Source organism: Ferrovibrio sp., from assembly GCF_046297895.1.
Lineage (GTDB): Bacteria > Pseudomonadota > Alphaproteobacteria > Ferrovibrionales > Ferrovibrionaceae > Ferrovibrio.
On sequence record NZ_JBKBHC010000008.1, the window covers coordinates 83,029 to 98,768 of the forward strand.

Here is a 15,740-nt window from a genome sequence, read left to right on the forward strand (position 1 = left end):
TTCAGCCGGTGGCGGAAGCCTGCTCGGCAAGCGAGACGCGCACACGGTTCCGGCCGGCCGCCTTCGCGCTGTAGAGCGCACCATCGGCACGGTCGATGGCGTCCTGCACGTCGCGGTCTTCCGCCGTCAGCGCCGTACAGCCCAGGCTGATGGTCAGGCCGATATCCTGCCCGTCGCCGATGGAAATCCGGCTGGCCATGATCATGCCGCGCACCCGCTCGGCATAGGTAAGGGCGGCGGCGACATCGCTTTCCATCAGCAGCACGACGAATTCCTCGCCGCCGAAGCGTGCCACCAGATCGGTATCGCGCGCAGCCTGCTGCAGGCGCGCGGCCACCTCGCGGATCGCCATGTCGCCGGCCGCATGGCCATGACGGTCGTTTACGGCCTTGAAGTGATCGATATCGGCCACCACCAGTGCCAGCCCGCGGCTGTAGCGCCGGCCATAGGCCAACTGCCGTTCGGCCGCCTCGAGGAAGGCCCGGCGGTTCAGCAGGCCGGTCAGCGGATCGGTATTGGCCAGAAAGCGCAACCGTTCGATATCCTCGGCCTTCTCGCGGTTCGCGGCGGCCTGGTTTTCCATGTCGCGCTCGGCGGCCTCCAGCCGCTGTTCGGCAAGGCCAACGCGGCGCAACAGGGACCGCAGGGCCTTTGAAAGCTGCTGCACCTCGAGGGCGCCGCCGACGCGCGGCAGGGTCTGCGCCTGGGCATCGCGGCCGATGCGTTCGGCTTCGGCTGTGATTACGCGGATCGGCCGCATCAGATAGCCGGTCAGCCACCAGGCGATCAGCGCACCCAGCAAGCTGAAGGCGACGCCCACGCCCAGGATCGACACCACGAGCTCCTGCACCGGCCTGAAGGCGACATCGACCGGCTGCTGGGTGATGACGATCCAGCCCAGGCCGGGATAGTCGCGATAACCACGGCTAACCGCGAAGCCGGTCAGCCAGCGCTTGTCGTTTCCGCTCAGCGCGATGTCATACCCATGCCCGCGCGCCGCCAGGCTGCTGGCGACGGCCGGCGTGAGCATGGCCTCGCCGATCCTGTCGCCGAGCAAAACACGGCCCTGCGAGTCCAGAATACTGATCCGCGCCTGTGTCAGGTACTTGTCGCCTCTGAGGGTCGACTCACGCACCTGCGACGCCCAGTCCCAGCTCAGATGCGCGCCCAGCACGCCGATCACCTGCCCCGAGGCATCGCGTACTGGATGCGCGACATCGACAAAGCGGAAGGGTTCGCTGTCCTTGCGCGGGCCGAGCAGCTTGGCAAGCAGAACGGCTTCATGCACATCGCCGATGAAGGGCTGCTGCAGGGCCCCTGAAAACCATGGCCGCTGGGCCACGGACAGGCCTTCGAGCATGCCGCGCGTGGCTGCATGCACGCGACCCTGCTTGTCGGCAAAGCCGATCCAGGCATATTCGGCATAGCTGTTCTGCAGGCGCTCGAGTGTGCCGCGCAGCAGAGCGGGATCGGCCTGCCACACATTCCGCAGCGGCTCGAGCCCGGCCAGGATGCCGATTTCGCGGTAGCGTTCGAACATGTCGCGATCGAGCGCGTCGGCCAGCTCGACCGAGCGTTCCGCCAGATCCGCGCCGATCAGGCGGGAGGCCTGGTCGCGGCCGACCCAGGCGGCGCCCAGCGAGGCGCACAATACCAGGATGGCGCATAACGCACCGGCCCCGACGGCGATCTGCGTCTGCAGGGATACGGTGTTGAAAAATGCGGGCAGCCGCATCGACCCTCACCCAGCGGTCCGCCGCCGGCCGGATTGCCGGCTAGGGCCGCTGCATCATCTTGCAGGTGAACAGCGACATGGCGCAATACGTTTTCTGCATGTGTCGGCTTCAGCGGGCATAGATATCCTTGTACTGCTCGCGCAGCAGGTTCTTCTGCACCTTGCCCATCGTATTGCGCGGCAGGTCGTCGACGAAAAACACCCGCTTGGGCAGCTTGAACTTGGCCAGCCGGCTGTCCAGCGCCTTCAGCACCGCCGCCTCATCCAGCCGGCAATCCTTGCCGGTCACCACCACGGCGGTGACGCCTTCGCCGAAATCGGGGTGGCTGACGCCGATCACGGCGGACTCGATCACGCCGGGCAGCGCATCGATCTCGGTTTCCACTTCCTTCGGGTAGACGTTGTAGCCGCCCGAAATCACCAGATCCTTGCCGCGGCCGACGATATGCACATAGCCAAGCGAATCGATCTTGCCGAGATCGCCGGTGATGAAGAAACCGTCGGCGCGGAATTCGGCGGCGGTCTTCTCCGGCATGCGCCAGTAGCCCTGGAACACGTTCGGCCCCTTCACCTCGATCATGCCGATCTCGCCCTGGGCCAGTGGCCTGCCGGTTTCGGGATCGGTGATGCGCAGTTCCACGCCGGGCAGCGGGAATCCCACAGTGCCGGCGACACGGTCGCCGTCATAGGGATTCGAGGTGTTCATGTTGGTCTCGGTCATGCCGTAACGCTCGAGAATGCGGTGGCCGGTGCGGGCCTCCCATTCCTTGTGCGTATCCGCCAGCAGCGGAGCGGAGCCCGAGACGAAGAGGCGCACGTGCTTCACCAGCTCCTTCGTCAGCGCGGGATGCTGCAGCAGGCGCACATAGAAAGTTGGCACGCCCATCATGCTGGTGGCACGCGGCAAGTGCCGGATCATCTCGTCGGGATCGAATTTCGACAGGAAGATCATCGAGGCGCCAGCCAGCAGGATCACGTTGCTGGCCACGAACAGGCCGTGCGTATGGAAAATCGGCAGGGCATGCAGCAGCACGTCATCGGCCGTGAAGCGCCAGTATTCCACCAGGGTCGCGGCGTTGGAATACAGGTTACGGTGACTGAGCATGGCGCCCTTGGAGCGGCCGGTGGTGCCCGAGGTATAGAGGATCGCCGCCAGGTCGTTGGCTCCGCGCGGCACCGGTGTGAAGACGGGAGATGCCGCCATGGCCTTGTCCATCAGGCTGCCATCGCCCTTCATGCCCAGCGTCTCGCAATGCGCCACGCCCAGCCGGCTGGCCAGCGGCGCCAGTTCTGCGGCCACTGACGGGCGGCAGACCACCACGCGCGGTTCGGCATCGCCGATGAAGTATTCCAGCTCGGCCAAGGTGTAGCCGATGTTGAGCGGCAGATAGACCGCGCCTGCCGCTACCACGCCCAGATACAGAATCAGCGCCTCTGCCGACTTGTCGACCTGCACGGCTACGCGGTCGCCCGGCTGAACGCCCAGCGCCACCAATGCATTGGCGAAACGTCCTGCCAGATCGAACGTGTCGGCATAGCTGAAGCGACGTCCGTCGCCGGTCTCGATGAAGGTCTTGGCCGGCTCGGCGATGCGGGCGCGGATCAGGCTGTAGAGATTGTCGGACATGATGGAACGCTGCTTCCGGTCGGTGTTTTTATACGCTGGTAATAATCGCCCGCCCGCTAGCCGGCGCAAGGCTTCCGTTGCCGCGAAATTAATCCAGACAATCGAGCTGCGCCGGGCCCAGCCGCGCCGCCCGCGCCGAGATCGTTGCCGCACGCCGCTCGATATAGGCACTGGGCGTGGCGGCGCTCCAGCGGGTCGGGGCCGGCAGGATGGCGGCCAGCCGGGCGGCCTGCACTTCGCTCAGCCGGGCGGCCGGGCGGCCGAAATGGACCTCGGCCGCAGCGGCGGCACCGAACAGGCCCGGGCCCATCTCCGCGATGTTGAGATAGACCTCCATGATGCGGCGTTTCGGCCATGCCGCATCCAGCGCCAGGGCCAGCGGCGCCTCGATGGCCTTGCGGACAAAACCGCCGCCCGGCCACAGGAACAGGTTGCGCGCCACCTGCATGGTGATGGTGCTGGCGCCGCGCAGGCGGCCGGTTTCCTCGTAATCCTCCAGAGCCTCCTGCACCGCGCCGAAATCGATCCCGTGGTGCCGGCAGAAGCGGCCGTCCTCGGAAGCGATCACGGCCCGCGGCAGGGCGGTGGCGATCTCGCCAAGGCCGACGGGGCGATACCTGACCCAGTCGCCGCGCTCGATGCTGCGGATCACCATCAGCGGCGTGGCCGGCGGATCGACGAAACGGAACAGCAGCAGCCCGCCGCCCCAGAAGGCCAGGAGCAGGGCAGCACAGATTTTCAACAGGCGGAAAACCACACGCATCGGGGCAGAAAAACCCGTGAAATCCGCCCTGTCCACCTTTTCATGCCGGTGGACAGGGGCGGGCCGGAGGGATTTACTGGCGCAGCGGGGAGAAAATCGCTTCATGCTGCAAGGCAGCGCCATACTGATTCTGTCGCTGGGCTATCTTGGCCTGCTGTTCGCGATCGCCCATCTGGGCGACAGGCTGAATGCACGCTGGTATACGGGCCGCACCGGCGCCACCATCTATGCCCTGTCGCTGGCGATCTACTGCACCTCCTGGACCTTCTATGGCTCGGTCGGCCGCGCCTCGGTCTCGGGCCCCGATTTCATCCTGATCTATGTGGGCCCGATCCTGGCCATCACGCTGGGCTACCCGGCGATGGCCAAGATGATCAAGATCGCCAAGCGGCAGAACGTGACCTCGATCGCCGATTTCATCGGCTCGCGCTACGGCAAGAGCCGCGCCGTGGCCGTGCTGGTCACCCTGATCGCCGTGATCGGCGTGCTGCCCTACATCTCGCTGCAGATGCAGGCGGTCAGCGTCACCTTCGAGGTGATGGTGGGTTCCGACATGGCCCACCTGCTCAATGCCAGCCTGCCGCCGCCTTGGCGCGACACCGCGATGTTCGTGGCCGGCATCATGGGCCTGTTCACCATCCTGTTCGGCGTGCGCCATGTGCAGGCGACCGAGCAGCATCGCGGCATGATGCTGGCGATCGCCTTCGAGTCCCTGGTCAAGCTGGCCGCTTTCCTGGCCGTCGGCATCTTCGTTTTCTATGGCCTGTTCGATTCTGGCAGCGACCTGCTGGCCAGGGTGCAGGCCGATCCGCGCCTGACCGCGCAGCTCAGCCAGGGCCTGGGCAGCAACTGGATCGCCATGACGATCCTCTCGGGCTTCGCCTTCCTGTGCCTGCCGCGCCAGTTCCATGTCGCCGTGGTCGAAGGCAGCGACCCCAACAGCCTGAAGGCGGCGCGCTGGCTGTTTCCGCTCTATCTGGTCGCCATCAACCTGTTCGTCGTGCCGATCGCCGCAGCCGGCCTGCTGCTGGCGGACAAGGGCGCCAATCCTGACTTTTTCGTGCTGACCCTGCCGATGATGGCGGACCAGCTCGCCCTTTCGGTCTTCGCCTTCATCGGCGGCCTGTCGGCCGCCACCTCGATGGTGATCGTCGCCTGCATGGCGCTGTCGATCATGGTGTCGAACGAACTGGTCACGCCCTTCCTGCTGCGCTCACGCGCCGGTGGTTCGGGCGAGGTCGGCCAGATCGTCCTGAACGTGCGCCGCGCCGCCGTGATCGTGATCCTGATCGCGGCCTACATCTACCATACCTGGATCGCGGGTTATCTGCCGCTGGCCTCCATCGGCATGATCTCGTTCTGCGCGGTGGCCAATTTCGCGCCGCCACTGCTGATCGGCCTGTACTGGCGGCGGGCGCATCGCCATGGCGTGATCGCCGGCCTGGTGGCGGGCTTTGCCATGTGGATCTATACGCTGCTGCTGCCCTCGATCAAGGGCGCGGCGACGGGACAGCCGATGGTGGCGCCGCTGACCGAGTGGCTGCCGCGCCCGTTCAGCGCTTATGACGTCATTCTCCAGGGCTTCGTCTCCAGCGTCGCAGTGAATGTGATTCTGCTGGTGGCCGTGTCGCTGCTGGTACGGCCGCGCAGCCGTGACCTGGAACAGGCCGCCATCTTCGTTTCCGGCGGCGAGGGCCTGCCGGCCGCGGCATTCGCCGAGGCCGACCACGATCCGCGCATCGACGAACTGCGCGCACTGGCCGCGCGCTTCATCGGCGAGGAGCGCGCCGAGCGGGCCTTTGCCGGCCGCCGCATGAACGCCGCCGAAGCCATGGCCTTCACCGAACATCTGCTGGGCGGCGCCATCGGCGCGGCCTCGGCCCGCATTGTGATGGCCTCCGCCCAGGGCAAGAACCTGCTGAGCCCACGGGCCGCGCGCGCCATGCTGGGCGAGGCCTCGGAGGCGATCCGCCACAATCTCGACCTGCTGCGCACCACGCTGGACCATATCAGCCAGGGCATCGGCGTGTTCGACAACCGCCAGCGGCTGGCCGCCTGGAACGACCGTTTCTTCGACCTGCTGGGCCTGCCCGCCAACCTGGCCGAAAACGGCATGCCGCTGGCAACCCTGGTGGGCGATTCCACCGAACTGGCCGGCATGCTGGCATCCGGCGCCCGCGGTTCACGCATCCACGAGCAGCGCCAGCCCAGTGGCCGGGTGATCGAAATCCGCGTCGACCCGATGCCCGATGGCGGCTTCGTCGCCACCTGCACCGACATCAGCGAGCGCGTGCGGGCCGCCGAGGCGCTGCGCGACTCCGAGCGCGCCATCCGCATCTACACCGACAACGTGCCGGTGCTGATCGCCTATGTGGACCGCAACGAACGCTATCGTTTCACCAACATGCCGTTCCGCCGCGCCCTGCATCTGCCGCAGGACCAGATCGATGGCCGCCGGGTGAGCGAGATGCTGCCTGCCGAACGCTATCAGCGCCTGAAGCCGCATATCGATGCCGCGCTGGCCGGCCAGCGCCAGAGCTTCGAAACCGAATTCCCCACCAACGACGCCAAGATCGAGGTGGCGCACGGCACCTACATTCCGCATATCGACGAGCAGGGCACGGTGCTGGGCTTCTTCCTGCTGTACCAGGACGTGACCGAACGCCGGCGCGCCGACGCCGCCCTGCGCGCCGCCTATGAAGGCCTGGAGCGCCGGGTCGCCGAACGCACCGCGGAACTGCAGCTTGCCGTGCAGGAACTGGAGGCCTCGCGCGCCCAGGCCGAGGCGGCGAATCTCGGCAAGACGCGCTTCCTGGCGGCGGCCAGCCACGACCTGCTGCAGCCGCTGCATGCCGCGCGGCTGTTCACCGCCGCCCTGGCCGAGCGCGAGCCCGACAACCTGCTGGTTACCAAGATCGACCATGGCCTGGGCGCGGTGGAGGCCCTGCTGGATGCCCTGCTCGATATTTCCAAGCTCGATGCCGGTGCGGTCTCGGTCGAGGTGCGGCCGGTGGCGCTCGGTCCGCTACTCGATTCCATCGCCTCGGCCTTCGCACCGCTGGCGGCGCGGCGGCATGTGACGCTGAAGGTGGTGCCGACCAGCGCCACGATCAGCACCGACCCCGCGCTGCTGCGCCGCGTGCTGCAGAATTTCGTCGCCAACGCGATCCGCTACGCCAGCAACGAACGGGAAGATCGCCGTGTCCTGATCGGCTGCCGCCGGCAGGGCGACAGCATCCGCATCGCGGTCTGCGACAACGGCCCCGGCATCCCGCAAGACAAGCGCCAGGTGATTTTCCAGGAATTCGCCCGCCTGGACCGTACCGGCGGCGACGCCGAGCGCGGCCTGGGCCTGGGACTGGCGATCGTCGAGCGCATCGCCAGGATGCTGAACAGCCCGATCGACCTGCATTCCAGCCTGGGCCACGGTTCGATCTTCAGCATCACCGTGCCGCGTGCCGCCGTCGAGCCGGCCCAGCCCGCCCAGCCTCAGGCCGCCCCGACGCCGGTGGCCGGTTCGCTGTCAGGCAGTTTCGTGCTGTGCATCGACAACGAGATCGCCGTGCGCGAGGCGATGACCACGCTGCTGGAAGGCTGGTCCTGCACCGTTGCCGCCGTGCCGAGCATCGAGGAAGCCCGCCGTGCGGTGGCCGCTGCCGGCCGCAGCCCCGACGTGATCCTGGCCGACCTGCATCTGGATGAGGCTTCGCCCGACGGACTGGACGCCATCACCATGCTGCGCCGCGACTGGGGACAGCAACTGCCGGCGATCCTGATCACCGCGGACCGCAGCCAGGACATGCGCCAGCGCGCCGCCGCGATCCAGGTCGACGTGCTGCACAAGCCGGTCAAGCCGGCGGCCCTGCGCGCCCTGATCACCCAGCGGCGGCGGCCCGCCGGGCCGCTGGCGGCCGCGGGCGACGACTAAGGCAATCCAGACGTCAGATCGAGAAATGCCGGGCTGCGATCACGGCCTGGGTGCGGCTGCGCACACCAAGCTTCTTGAGGATCGCGGTGACATGGGCCTTCACGGTGGCCTCGCCGACCGAAAGCTCATGGGCGATCTGCTTGTTCAGCTTGCCCTTGCTGAGCAGGGTTAGGACGCGGAGCTGCTGCGGCGTTAGCTCGGCGACGCGGCGGGCAAAATCGTCGGGCATGTCGGGCGCGCCGCCTTCTTCCATCTCGGGCGGCAGCCAGACCTCGCCATCCAGCACCGACTGCAGCGCGCTGGCGATGGTCTCCAGGGCCGCCGATTTCGGCACGAAGGCGGCAGCGCCAAACTCGATGGCGCGCCGCATCACCGCCGGCTCGCGCGTGGAGGACACGATGGCCACCGGCACGGCCGGATGGCTGGCGCGCACGGTGGCGAGTCCGGAGAAGCCGTCCATGCCCGGCATGTCGAGGTCGAGGATGAGCAGATCGACCGCCTCGCGCGCCTCCAGCGCGACAATCGCCTCGCCGAGGTCGGAACAACCAATCACTTCTACTCCGGCCATGGCTTGACGCAGCGCCTGGCCGAGGGCCTCGCGCACCAGCGGATGGTCGTCGGCGATGATGATTGTGAGTGCCGGTTCTGTGCCGGCCTTCCCTGTCCCCGTCATGATTGCGAGGGTAAACCACCGCCCGGCATGCAGCAAGCCGAAGGCGGCACTGGACATGGCCGGACGACCGGGCTAGTGCAGGCCCATCATTGGTCCCAGGGAGCCCGTCATGACCACCGAAGGCATTGTGGATATCTCGTCCCTCACTGCACGTTGCGCTTCCGCCGAGCCACGCCACGACTGGTCGCGTGCGGAAATCGACGCGCTGTTCGCCCTGCCCTTCAGCGACCTGATCTTCCTGGCCCAGCAGGTGCATCGCCGCCACTTCGCGGCCAACGAGGTGCAGATGAGCACCCTGCTGAGCATCAAGACCGGCGGCTGCCCCGAGGACTGCGCCTACTGCCCGCAGAGCGCCGCCTTCGATACCGGCGTGAAGGCCGAGAAGCTGATGGGGCTGGAGGAAACCCTGGCCGCCGCCCGCGCCGCGAAAGAGGCCGGTGCCAGCCGTTTCTGCATGGGTGCCGCCTGGCGCAGCCCGAAGGACCGCGACCTCGACAAGGTCTGCGCCATTATCGCGGAAGTGAAGGCCCTGGGCCTGGAAACCTGCGCCACGCTGGGCATGCTGTCGCCCGAGCAGGCGCAGCGGCTGGGCGCGGCCGGACTGGATTACTACAACCACAACCTCGACACCTCGCCCGAGCATTACGGCGCGATCATCACCACGCGCACCTACCAGGACCGGCTCGACACCCTGGGCAACGTGCGCGCCGCCGGGCTGAAGGTGTGCTGCGGCGGCATCGTGGGCTTAGGGGAAAAGGCCGAGGACCGCACCGGGCTGCTGCACAGCCTGGCCACCCTGCCCGCCCATCCCGACAGCGTGCCGATCAACATGCTGGTGCAGGTGGGGGGCACGCCGCTGGACGGCCAGGCGCCGCTGGACGGCATCGAGTTCGTGCGCACCATTGCGGTCGCCCGCATCGTGATGCCGGCCTCGATGGTGCGGCTGTCGGCCGGGCGCGAGCAGATGAGCGACGAGCTGCAGGCGCTGTGTTTCCTGGCCGGCGCCAACTCGATCTTCCTGGGCGACAAGCTGCTGACCACGAAGAACCCGGGCCAGGACCGCGACGCGGGCCTGCTGGCCAAGCTGGGCATCACCGCGATGCCGCACACCACGGTGGAAGTGGGTTCAGCCGAAGCGGCGGAGTGAGGGCAGCGAAGGCGGCATGCCGGTGCAGCCGGCCAGCGTGAACAGCGTGAAGGGCTGGGCGCGGTAGACGCCGATGGCGCCGGTCTCGCGCAGGCGGCCGGCAAAACCGGGATCGTCGGAGGCCAGCTCGACCGCGTTGGGCAGCCAGGTCTGCCGCACCAGCCGCGCCTCCGTTTGCGTCGCCGCCACTGTCACGGCCAGCGCGTCCCAGCCGAAGGGATAGACCGCGATCACCCGGCCGCTGGCATCCGGCGGCAGGGCGGCGCGCTGCACCGTGACGGCGAACAGCAGGCCCCAGACCAGCAGCACCGCCGCCGCGAAGGCGAGCGCGATGCGGTGCGTACTGGCCACGGGCTTCTTACTCCGCAGCCGCCGCCGGTGCGGGCGACAGGCGCGCCAGCGGGCGTTCGTCGATCGGCCAGTGCACGATGGCGGCGAAGATGCCCAGGCCCATGGATATCCACCAGACCAGATCATACGAGCCGGTCATGTCGAACAGGCGGCCGCCGAGCCAGACGCCGAGGAAGCCGCCGACCTGGTGGCTGAAGAACACGATGCCGAACAGGGTGGCCATGTAGCGCGGGCCGAAGATCTGCGCCACGAGCCCTGAGGTGAGCGGCACGGTGGAGAGCCAGAGCAGGCCCATGGCGAAGGCGAAGACCAGCACGCTGACCTGCGTCATCGGCAGCATGACGAAGACGGCGATCACCACGGCACGCGCGCCGTAGATGAAGCTGAGCAGGTATTTCTTGGAATGTTTGCCGCCCAGCACGCCGGCGGTGTACGAGCCGACCACGTTGGCCAGGCCGACCAGCGCCAGCGCCCAGGCGCCGGTGGCGGGATCGAGGCCGCGGTCGACGATATAGGCCGGCAGGTGGGTCTGGATGAAGGAGACGTGGAAGCCGCAGACGAAGAAGCCAAAGATCAGCAGCCAGTAGCTTTTCTGCACGCCGGCCTCGCGCAGGGCCTCGCCCATCGACTGCTGCGGCCCGCTGCCTTCGGGCGCCTTGCCGGCCAGCACCAGCGCCAGCGGCGCGATGGCCAGCGCGAACAGGCTGAGCAGGATCAGGGCAAACGCCGTGCCGAAGGCGGCGATGAAGGCCTGGCCCAGCGGCACCATCAAAAACTGGCCCATCGAACCGGCCGCCGTGCCGATGCCCAAAGCCCAGGAGCGTTTCTCGGGCGGCACCATGCGGGCGATGGCCGAGAGCGCCACGGTAAACGACGAGCCGGCCAGGCCGATGCCGATCAGCATGCCGAGCGTGACGTTGAGCATCAGCGGGGTGGTGGCATAGGCGGTGAGCGCCACGCCGGCGGCATAGAACACTGCGCCGCCGACCAGCACGCGGGCGGAGCCGTAGCGGTCGGCCAGGGCGCCGGCGAAGGGCTGGCCAAAGCCCCACAGCACGGTCTGGATGGCGATGCCGAAGGCGAAGACCTCGCGGCCCCAGCCATTGGCGGCGCTGATCGGCTCAAGGAACAGGCCGAAGCCCGAACGCACGCCGAAATTCAGCAGCGCGATGGTGCAGCCGGCCAGGATGACCAGCAGGGGAGTGCGCCAGGAGAGCGGGGCCCCGGACTGGGGGGCCTGGGTCTGGGTCGTCATGGGGAAGCGTCTCCTGAACGGTCGTTCGTTTATACGCCCTGCAATTAGGGAAGCGGAGCCAAAGCGGCAAGTCTTAAATTGGCACCGTGCAATTCGGGGCTGTTGCGGGCGGCGCGGCGCGGGCCGGCGCTGGTTGCGCCGCTGCGCCGGGATTTGCCGCCGGATGCGATGGATTTTGAATCGTTTTGCGATGGTTTTGCATAGGTAAGTTATTGATTCATATAAAACCGGATTTTCAACATGCCATGAACTGCAACTGGTCGTCAGACTCGGCTTCCAGTGACTCGAATACACATGCATGCAAAGCGCTTCCTACGAGAACATATATAGTACATGGAAATTGCAGAGTTTCAAGACGCAGTTTGGATGCCGGGTGTTACCCGCGCCGCCCGGTCGCCTGCTCGATTTGTTTCGCGGTGTTGTACTGGCTGAGCGAATAGACCGCCCACAGCGCCGCCGGAATCCAGCCGATCAGGGTTACCTGCAGGATCAGGCAGATGATGCCGGCAATCGGCCGCCCGATGGTGAAGAACACCATGAAGGGCAGGAAAATGGCGAGCAGCAGGCGCATGGCGGGTTCTCCGTTGAATTACAAAACAACCTTAATATAGAAGGTCTTAAGGCACTAAACCTCGATTGCAGTTTCCACGGAAGTGCGGACAGTCGCCAACGCCTTCAACTCCGCAAATATAGCGCTGTATAGGTCAACATCATTTTCGCAGGATATCGAGATAATCAGTGCGTACCGAGCATCGGCTTCATTTAGAGCGCTCTTCCACCAGCCACCAATCGGGGCCACCACCAATTTGTCTCGCGCTGCTAATTCGCTCGCTGTACCTACCCAAATGTCTGAGTGTAAGGCCCCTCGATCTCTCTGCTGCGCCCCCAAAAACCAATTATCATCTTCAACGATTGGGGCTGCATAATCATCATCTCGATCAGCCAAATTAACGCGGGCCAGGAACTCGGCCTCGTTTTCCAATGATTTTTTCAAATGGAAACGAAGACCATAAGAGGAGTAACGGTAGCGCCCCTTCCAACCTCTATTGCCCGGATTGGGATCAACGAAATAGGACAAAGTGACGCGTAATTTTATTTCGGCATCTCCGAGTTCATCGAGAATATCTTTTGGCCATGGCAAGTCATAAAAACGCAATTCCGGAATCTTTTTCTCTTTTACTACTTTAATTTCATCCATCGCTACCACTGTGACTTCGTTCGAAGTGGAGCCTTTAGCACGCTCCAAATCAGGCTCTCCGTAGCCATAAATTCGCAGCAGCCGTCCTCGTTCTCGCTTACTCGCTGCTAGGAATTTTGCATGCATCTCCCGAGACCAACTGGCGGAGTGGACAATTAGACCCTTAACAGCTTCTGGCCAAAGGCTTGGCTCATGCGCAAAAAGTTGAGCTGCGAAGTTCGACGCTCGAGCGCTCGCCGCACTCGTGGCATGAATAATATCGAATGTATGCGCGGCTACATTGGCGTGAGTTGTCAGCACCCCATAGTCATCTATGTCTGCCCACTGAGTGCCTAGCGGGTCGACGGCTAAGTTTCCGCCTTCAAAAACCACATCAGGGCGGGTGGGCCATCTAAACTCCCACGAGCAAGATGTTCGGGAGAACGGGCTTAACTCTCCGGGGCTGGCCAACGGACGCCAACCAGCATAAGTACGATCGTTAATAGCGTGTTTATGCGTGCAAGCGCCAACAACAAGGCTATTCCAAGATTGCGCTGGGCTTTCGATAGGCGACTCTGCACTTCTCTGGAGATAGCTATCACACAGATTCGTCGAGTTGTTCACATTTCCTGCGGAAATGACGAAGAGCCTTTTTACGCCATCTAGCGTCCCAAAAGTCAATTCGTCTACTGAGGCAGACCAAGATGATGGGCGTCCATTAGTCTCCTCAGCAGTCACTGCCATACAAAAAACGCGTAACCGATCTGGCGCGTTAAACTCGGCTTGAGCGACAGCTGAAATGGTAATAGGGCCATATAATTCTCGGGGGTTCGCACCATGCGGTGGGAGGATGCGAACCGATTCAAGACGGTGAGTGGCCGAAATAGGCTCTGCTTCTTCCAGAAGCCCTTGCAAGTCCCCATAGCCTGCGATCCCAGCCATCGCTGTTCCATGAGCCTGATGACCAGCGTTGTCGCCTCTAGACCAAGCAGGATCGTATGTATGCCAGTCCGCATCACTCAAAATTGGCGCAATTAAAGGATGAGCTCTACTGACGCCCGTATCCAGAACAGTCACCGCAGGGGCATCATCATCTGGTGGTGTCAAACGGCCAACGAGATCTGCACCCCATTCGGCTTGCTCATACGCTTTAAGGTTTAAGAAAAATGAAGGTGTCTCTGGAAGCCGCCGCAGTTCTGCGATGGCTCCTGTCGAATACCTTAGAATATTTAACTGAGATGGGCGCGCTCGGGCAGCGATAACTGTCCTGCCGGGAAAATGTAGTTCCCCAGAACTTCTAACAACACCCACTACGTTTAATGCCGCCTGGAACTCTTGGGCGCTATCAGAGCGTAGCCATATTTCCCACCAAATTTCGGTATCATCGACGGGAAAGCGATTCGGATCATCTGTCCACAAATAGGTCAGTTGGGACAATGCGATTGATTCGACTGCATCAACAAGTGGGGCGTGACGTGGCTTGTTCGTGCGCGTTTCCTTCGTGAGATATTCATTTATTTTTTTGCGAAAAAACTCTTCTGCGCCATTGGGAACGAATACTGTCGCACGCATAACTCCGTCTATGACGGTGACATTCGCAATTTCGATCCCCTTTCCCGCGCTCTCAAGATTGTCCAGAGGCAAGAGGTAGCCACTAGCACTTTCAAATGTCAGATAAATACCTGGAGGTGTTTTTTCTACGCCGATAAGCTGACCCGCTTCTACATAAGCGTTTTCCACTGCTTTCGCTAAATCACCACGAATCTTGTTGCCATGCCGCTGACGGATACGTCGTGGTTTTTCCTGAGGACCGCCACTCGGCGCGAGGTATTTTCGAGCTTTTCCGTACTCAGTTGCGATTAGATGGCGTGACCGCTTAGCGTCCGGCATTCCTTATGTCGCCTATCTGTAGTTGTAGGCGGTTAGCATGCCGTTTCGCCTCAAAGGCGTCTAGTAGAAAACTCTCACTTATGCGCTTGGAATCCTCAAGTACTGCAGCTTTCGCAGCTTCCTCACAGGCCCGAACAATATCTGCCTGGCTTAATCCTTGCGCGGATGATCTGATACTCACCCATTCAAGATTGGCTGTATCGAAATTAGCCAACCGATTGCGAATCACTTCCTCCACGGCCGCTGGGTCAGGAAGCGTATAAGTGATTACATCATCAAACCGACGAAAGAGCGCCTTATCCAAAATTTCAGGATGGTTAGTTGCGCCGATTATGATGCTGTTCGCGGTCTCGGCCTCAAGGAATTGAAGAAACGAATTAAGTATCCTTCGAATTTCGCCAACATCATTGTCGGCAGCCCGCTGGGCACCAAGGGCATCAAACTCATCGAATAAATACACCCCTCTCGACTCCGCGATGGCCTCAAATACGAGCCGGAGCTTGGAAGCAGTTTCCCCCATAAATTTCGTAATAAGACCATCTAGACGCACGACAAACAGCGGCAAGCGCAATTCGCCTGCCAATGCTCGTGCAGTCATCGTTTTACCTGTCCCAGGCGGTCCGATGAGAAGGAGTTTGTGACGCGGCACTAAGCCATGCGCAGCAAGCTTATCGCGTTGACGTTGCTCATGGATGACTTGCTTTAATCGGAGATGATTCTCTGAGGACAATACAAGATCACTAAGACGATCTTCTGGAAATGACGCACTTAAAAGATTTGCCAATTCCCCTTTCGGCTGAATTATGGGGACTGGCCGCCTGGAAGGGCTCAATTTGGTCTGCCGCCGCTTCGCGCTCTCAATTAAATCCTTTAGCTGCCTAGCAACCTCGTGATGACCTTGGCGCGATTCATGAGTAGCAACTTGCGACGCTATAGCCAAAAAACGATCATTTTCGTCAGCAATAAAGCTGCGAACTAACGCTAATATTTGATCCGCAGTTGCCATGCTATTACCTCACCATTCGCGAGCAACAATTCGACTTGCTGAGTCGAACGAAGCGAATCGGGATATGGTGCCCCCCAAAACGTTAAGAACTTGACTCACTCCTAAGTCGGAGGGAAGTCAATCTTTACTATGGCTAAAGGCAAGGGTTTTGAGCCCGTTCTGATGGCTAATCAGATTGCGGCTTGTCT

11 protein-coding genes are annotated in these 15,740 nt (G+C 63.1%); 2 read left to right on the forward strand and 9 right to left on the reverse strand.

Features of this window, described 5'->3' with window-relative positions:
• Position 1 precedes the first annotated feature (1 nt).
• From ACK4FK_RS14715 to mtgA, 3 genes are all read right to left on the reverse strand, one after another.
• Complete coding sequence (locus ACK4FK_RS14715) at positions 2-1,735, reverse strand: diguanylate cyclase (protein WP_409745802.1); 1,734 nt, start codon at positions 1,733-1,735, stop codon at positions 2-4.
• A gap of 109 nt (positions 1,736-1,844) precedes the next feature.
• Positions 1,845-3,362 (reverse strand): malonate--CoA ligase, encoded by a 1,518-nt coding sequence (locus tag ACK4FK_RS14720; protein ID WP_409745804.1) that lies wholly within the window; start codon positions 3,360-3,362, stop codon positions 1,845-1,847.
• A gap of 88 nt (positions 3,363-3,450) precedes the next feature.
• Complete coding sequence (gene mtgA, locus ACK4FK_RS14725; protein ID WP_409745806.1) at positions 3,451-4,125, reverse strand: monofunctional biosynthetic peptidoglycan transglycosylase; 675 nt, start codon at positions 4,123-4,125, stop codon at positions 3,451-3,453.
• 103 nt (positions 4,126-4,228) lie between these two features.
• Here mtgA and ACK4FK_RS14730 point away from each other — a divergent pair, with 103 nt between their 5' ends.
• A complete protein-coding gene (locus ACK4FK_RS14730) occupies positions 4,229-8,053 on the forward strand; it encodes a NahK/ErcS family hybrid sensor histidine kinase/response regulator (protein WP_409745808.1) in 3,825 nt (1,274 codons plus the stop codon).
• A 13-nt stretch (positions 8,054-8,066) separates the two neighbouring features.
• Here the strand turns inward: ACK4FK_RS14730 and ACK4FK_RS14735 are convergent, their stop codons facing one another.
• Positions 8,067-8,726, reverse strand: a complete 660-nt coding sequence (locus ACK4FK_RS14735) for a response regulator (RefSeq protein WP_409745810.1) — start codon at positions 8,724-8,726, stop codon at positions 8,067-8,069.
• A gap of 109 nt (positions 8,727-8,835) precedes the next feature.
• Between ACK4FK_RS14735 and bioB the strand changes: the two genes are divergently transcribed.
• On the forward strand, positions 8,836-9,873 hold the full coding sequence (gene bioB, locus ACK4FK_RS14740; protein WP_409745812.1) for a biotin synthase BioB: 1,038 nt from the start codon (positions 8,836-8,838) through the stop codon (positions 9,871-9,873).
• Here bioB and ACK4FK_RS14745 read toward each other — a convergent pair.
• The 5 genes from ACK4FK_RS14745 to ACK4FK_RS14765 form a co-directional block, all read right to left on the reverse strand.
• On the reverse strand, positions 9,853-10,224 hold the full coding sequence (locus tag ACK4FK_RS14745) for a hypothetical protein (RefSeq protein WP_409745814.1): 372 nt from the start codon (positions 10,222-10,224) through the stop codon (positions 9,853-9,855). The genes bioB and ACK4FK_RS14745 overlap by 21 nt on opposite strands.
• 7 nt (positions 10,225-10,231) lie before the next feature.
• Positions 10,232-11,479 carry an MFS transporter gene (locus tag ACK4FK_RS14750; RefSeq protein WP_409745816.1) on the reverse strand — a complete coding sequence of 416 codons (1,248 nt, stop codon included), beginning with the start codon at positions 11,477-11,479 and terminating at the stop codon, positions 10,232-10,234.
• 376 nt (positions 11,480-11,855) lie between these two features.
• Positions 11,856-12,050, reverse strand: a complete 195-nt coding sequence (locus ACK4FK_RS14755) for a YqaE/Pmp3 family membrane protein (RefSeq protein WP_409745818.1) — start codon at positions 12,048-12,050, stop codon at positions 11,856-11,858.
• A 54-nt stretch (positions 12,051-12,104) separates the two neighbouring features.
• Positions 12,105-14,546: a S8 family peptidase gene (locus ACK4FK_RS14760; protein ID WP_409745820.1), complete on the reverse strand. Its 2,442-nt coding sequence runs from the start codon at positions 14,544-14,546 to the stop codon at positions 12,105-12,107.
• Entirely contained in the window at positions 14,533-15,552 is a 1,020-nt protein-coding gene (locus ACK4FK_RS14765; RefSeq protein ID WP_409745822.1) for an AAA family ATPase, read from the reverse strand. Before ACK4FK_RS14765 ends, ACK4FK_RS14760 begins: the two co-directional genes overlap by 14 nt.
• Between the last annotated feature and the right edge of the window lie 188 nt (positions 15,553-15,740).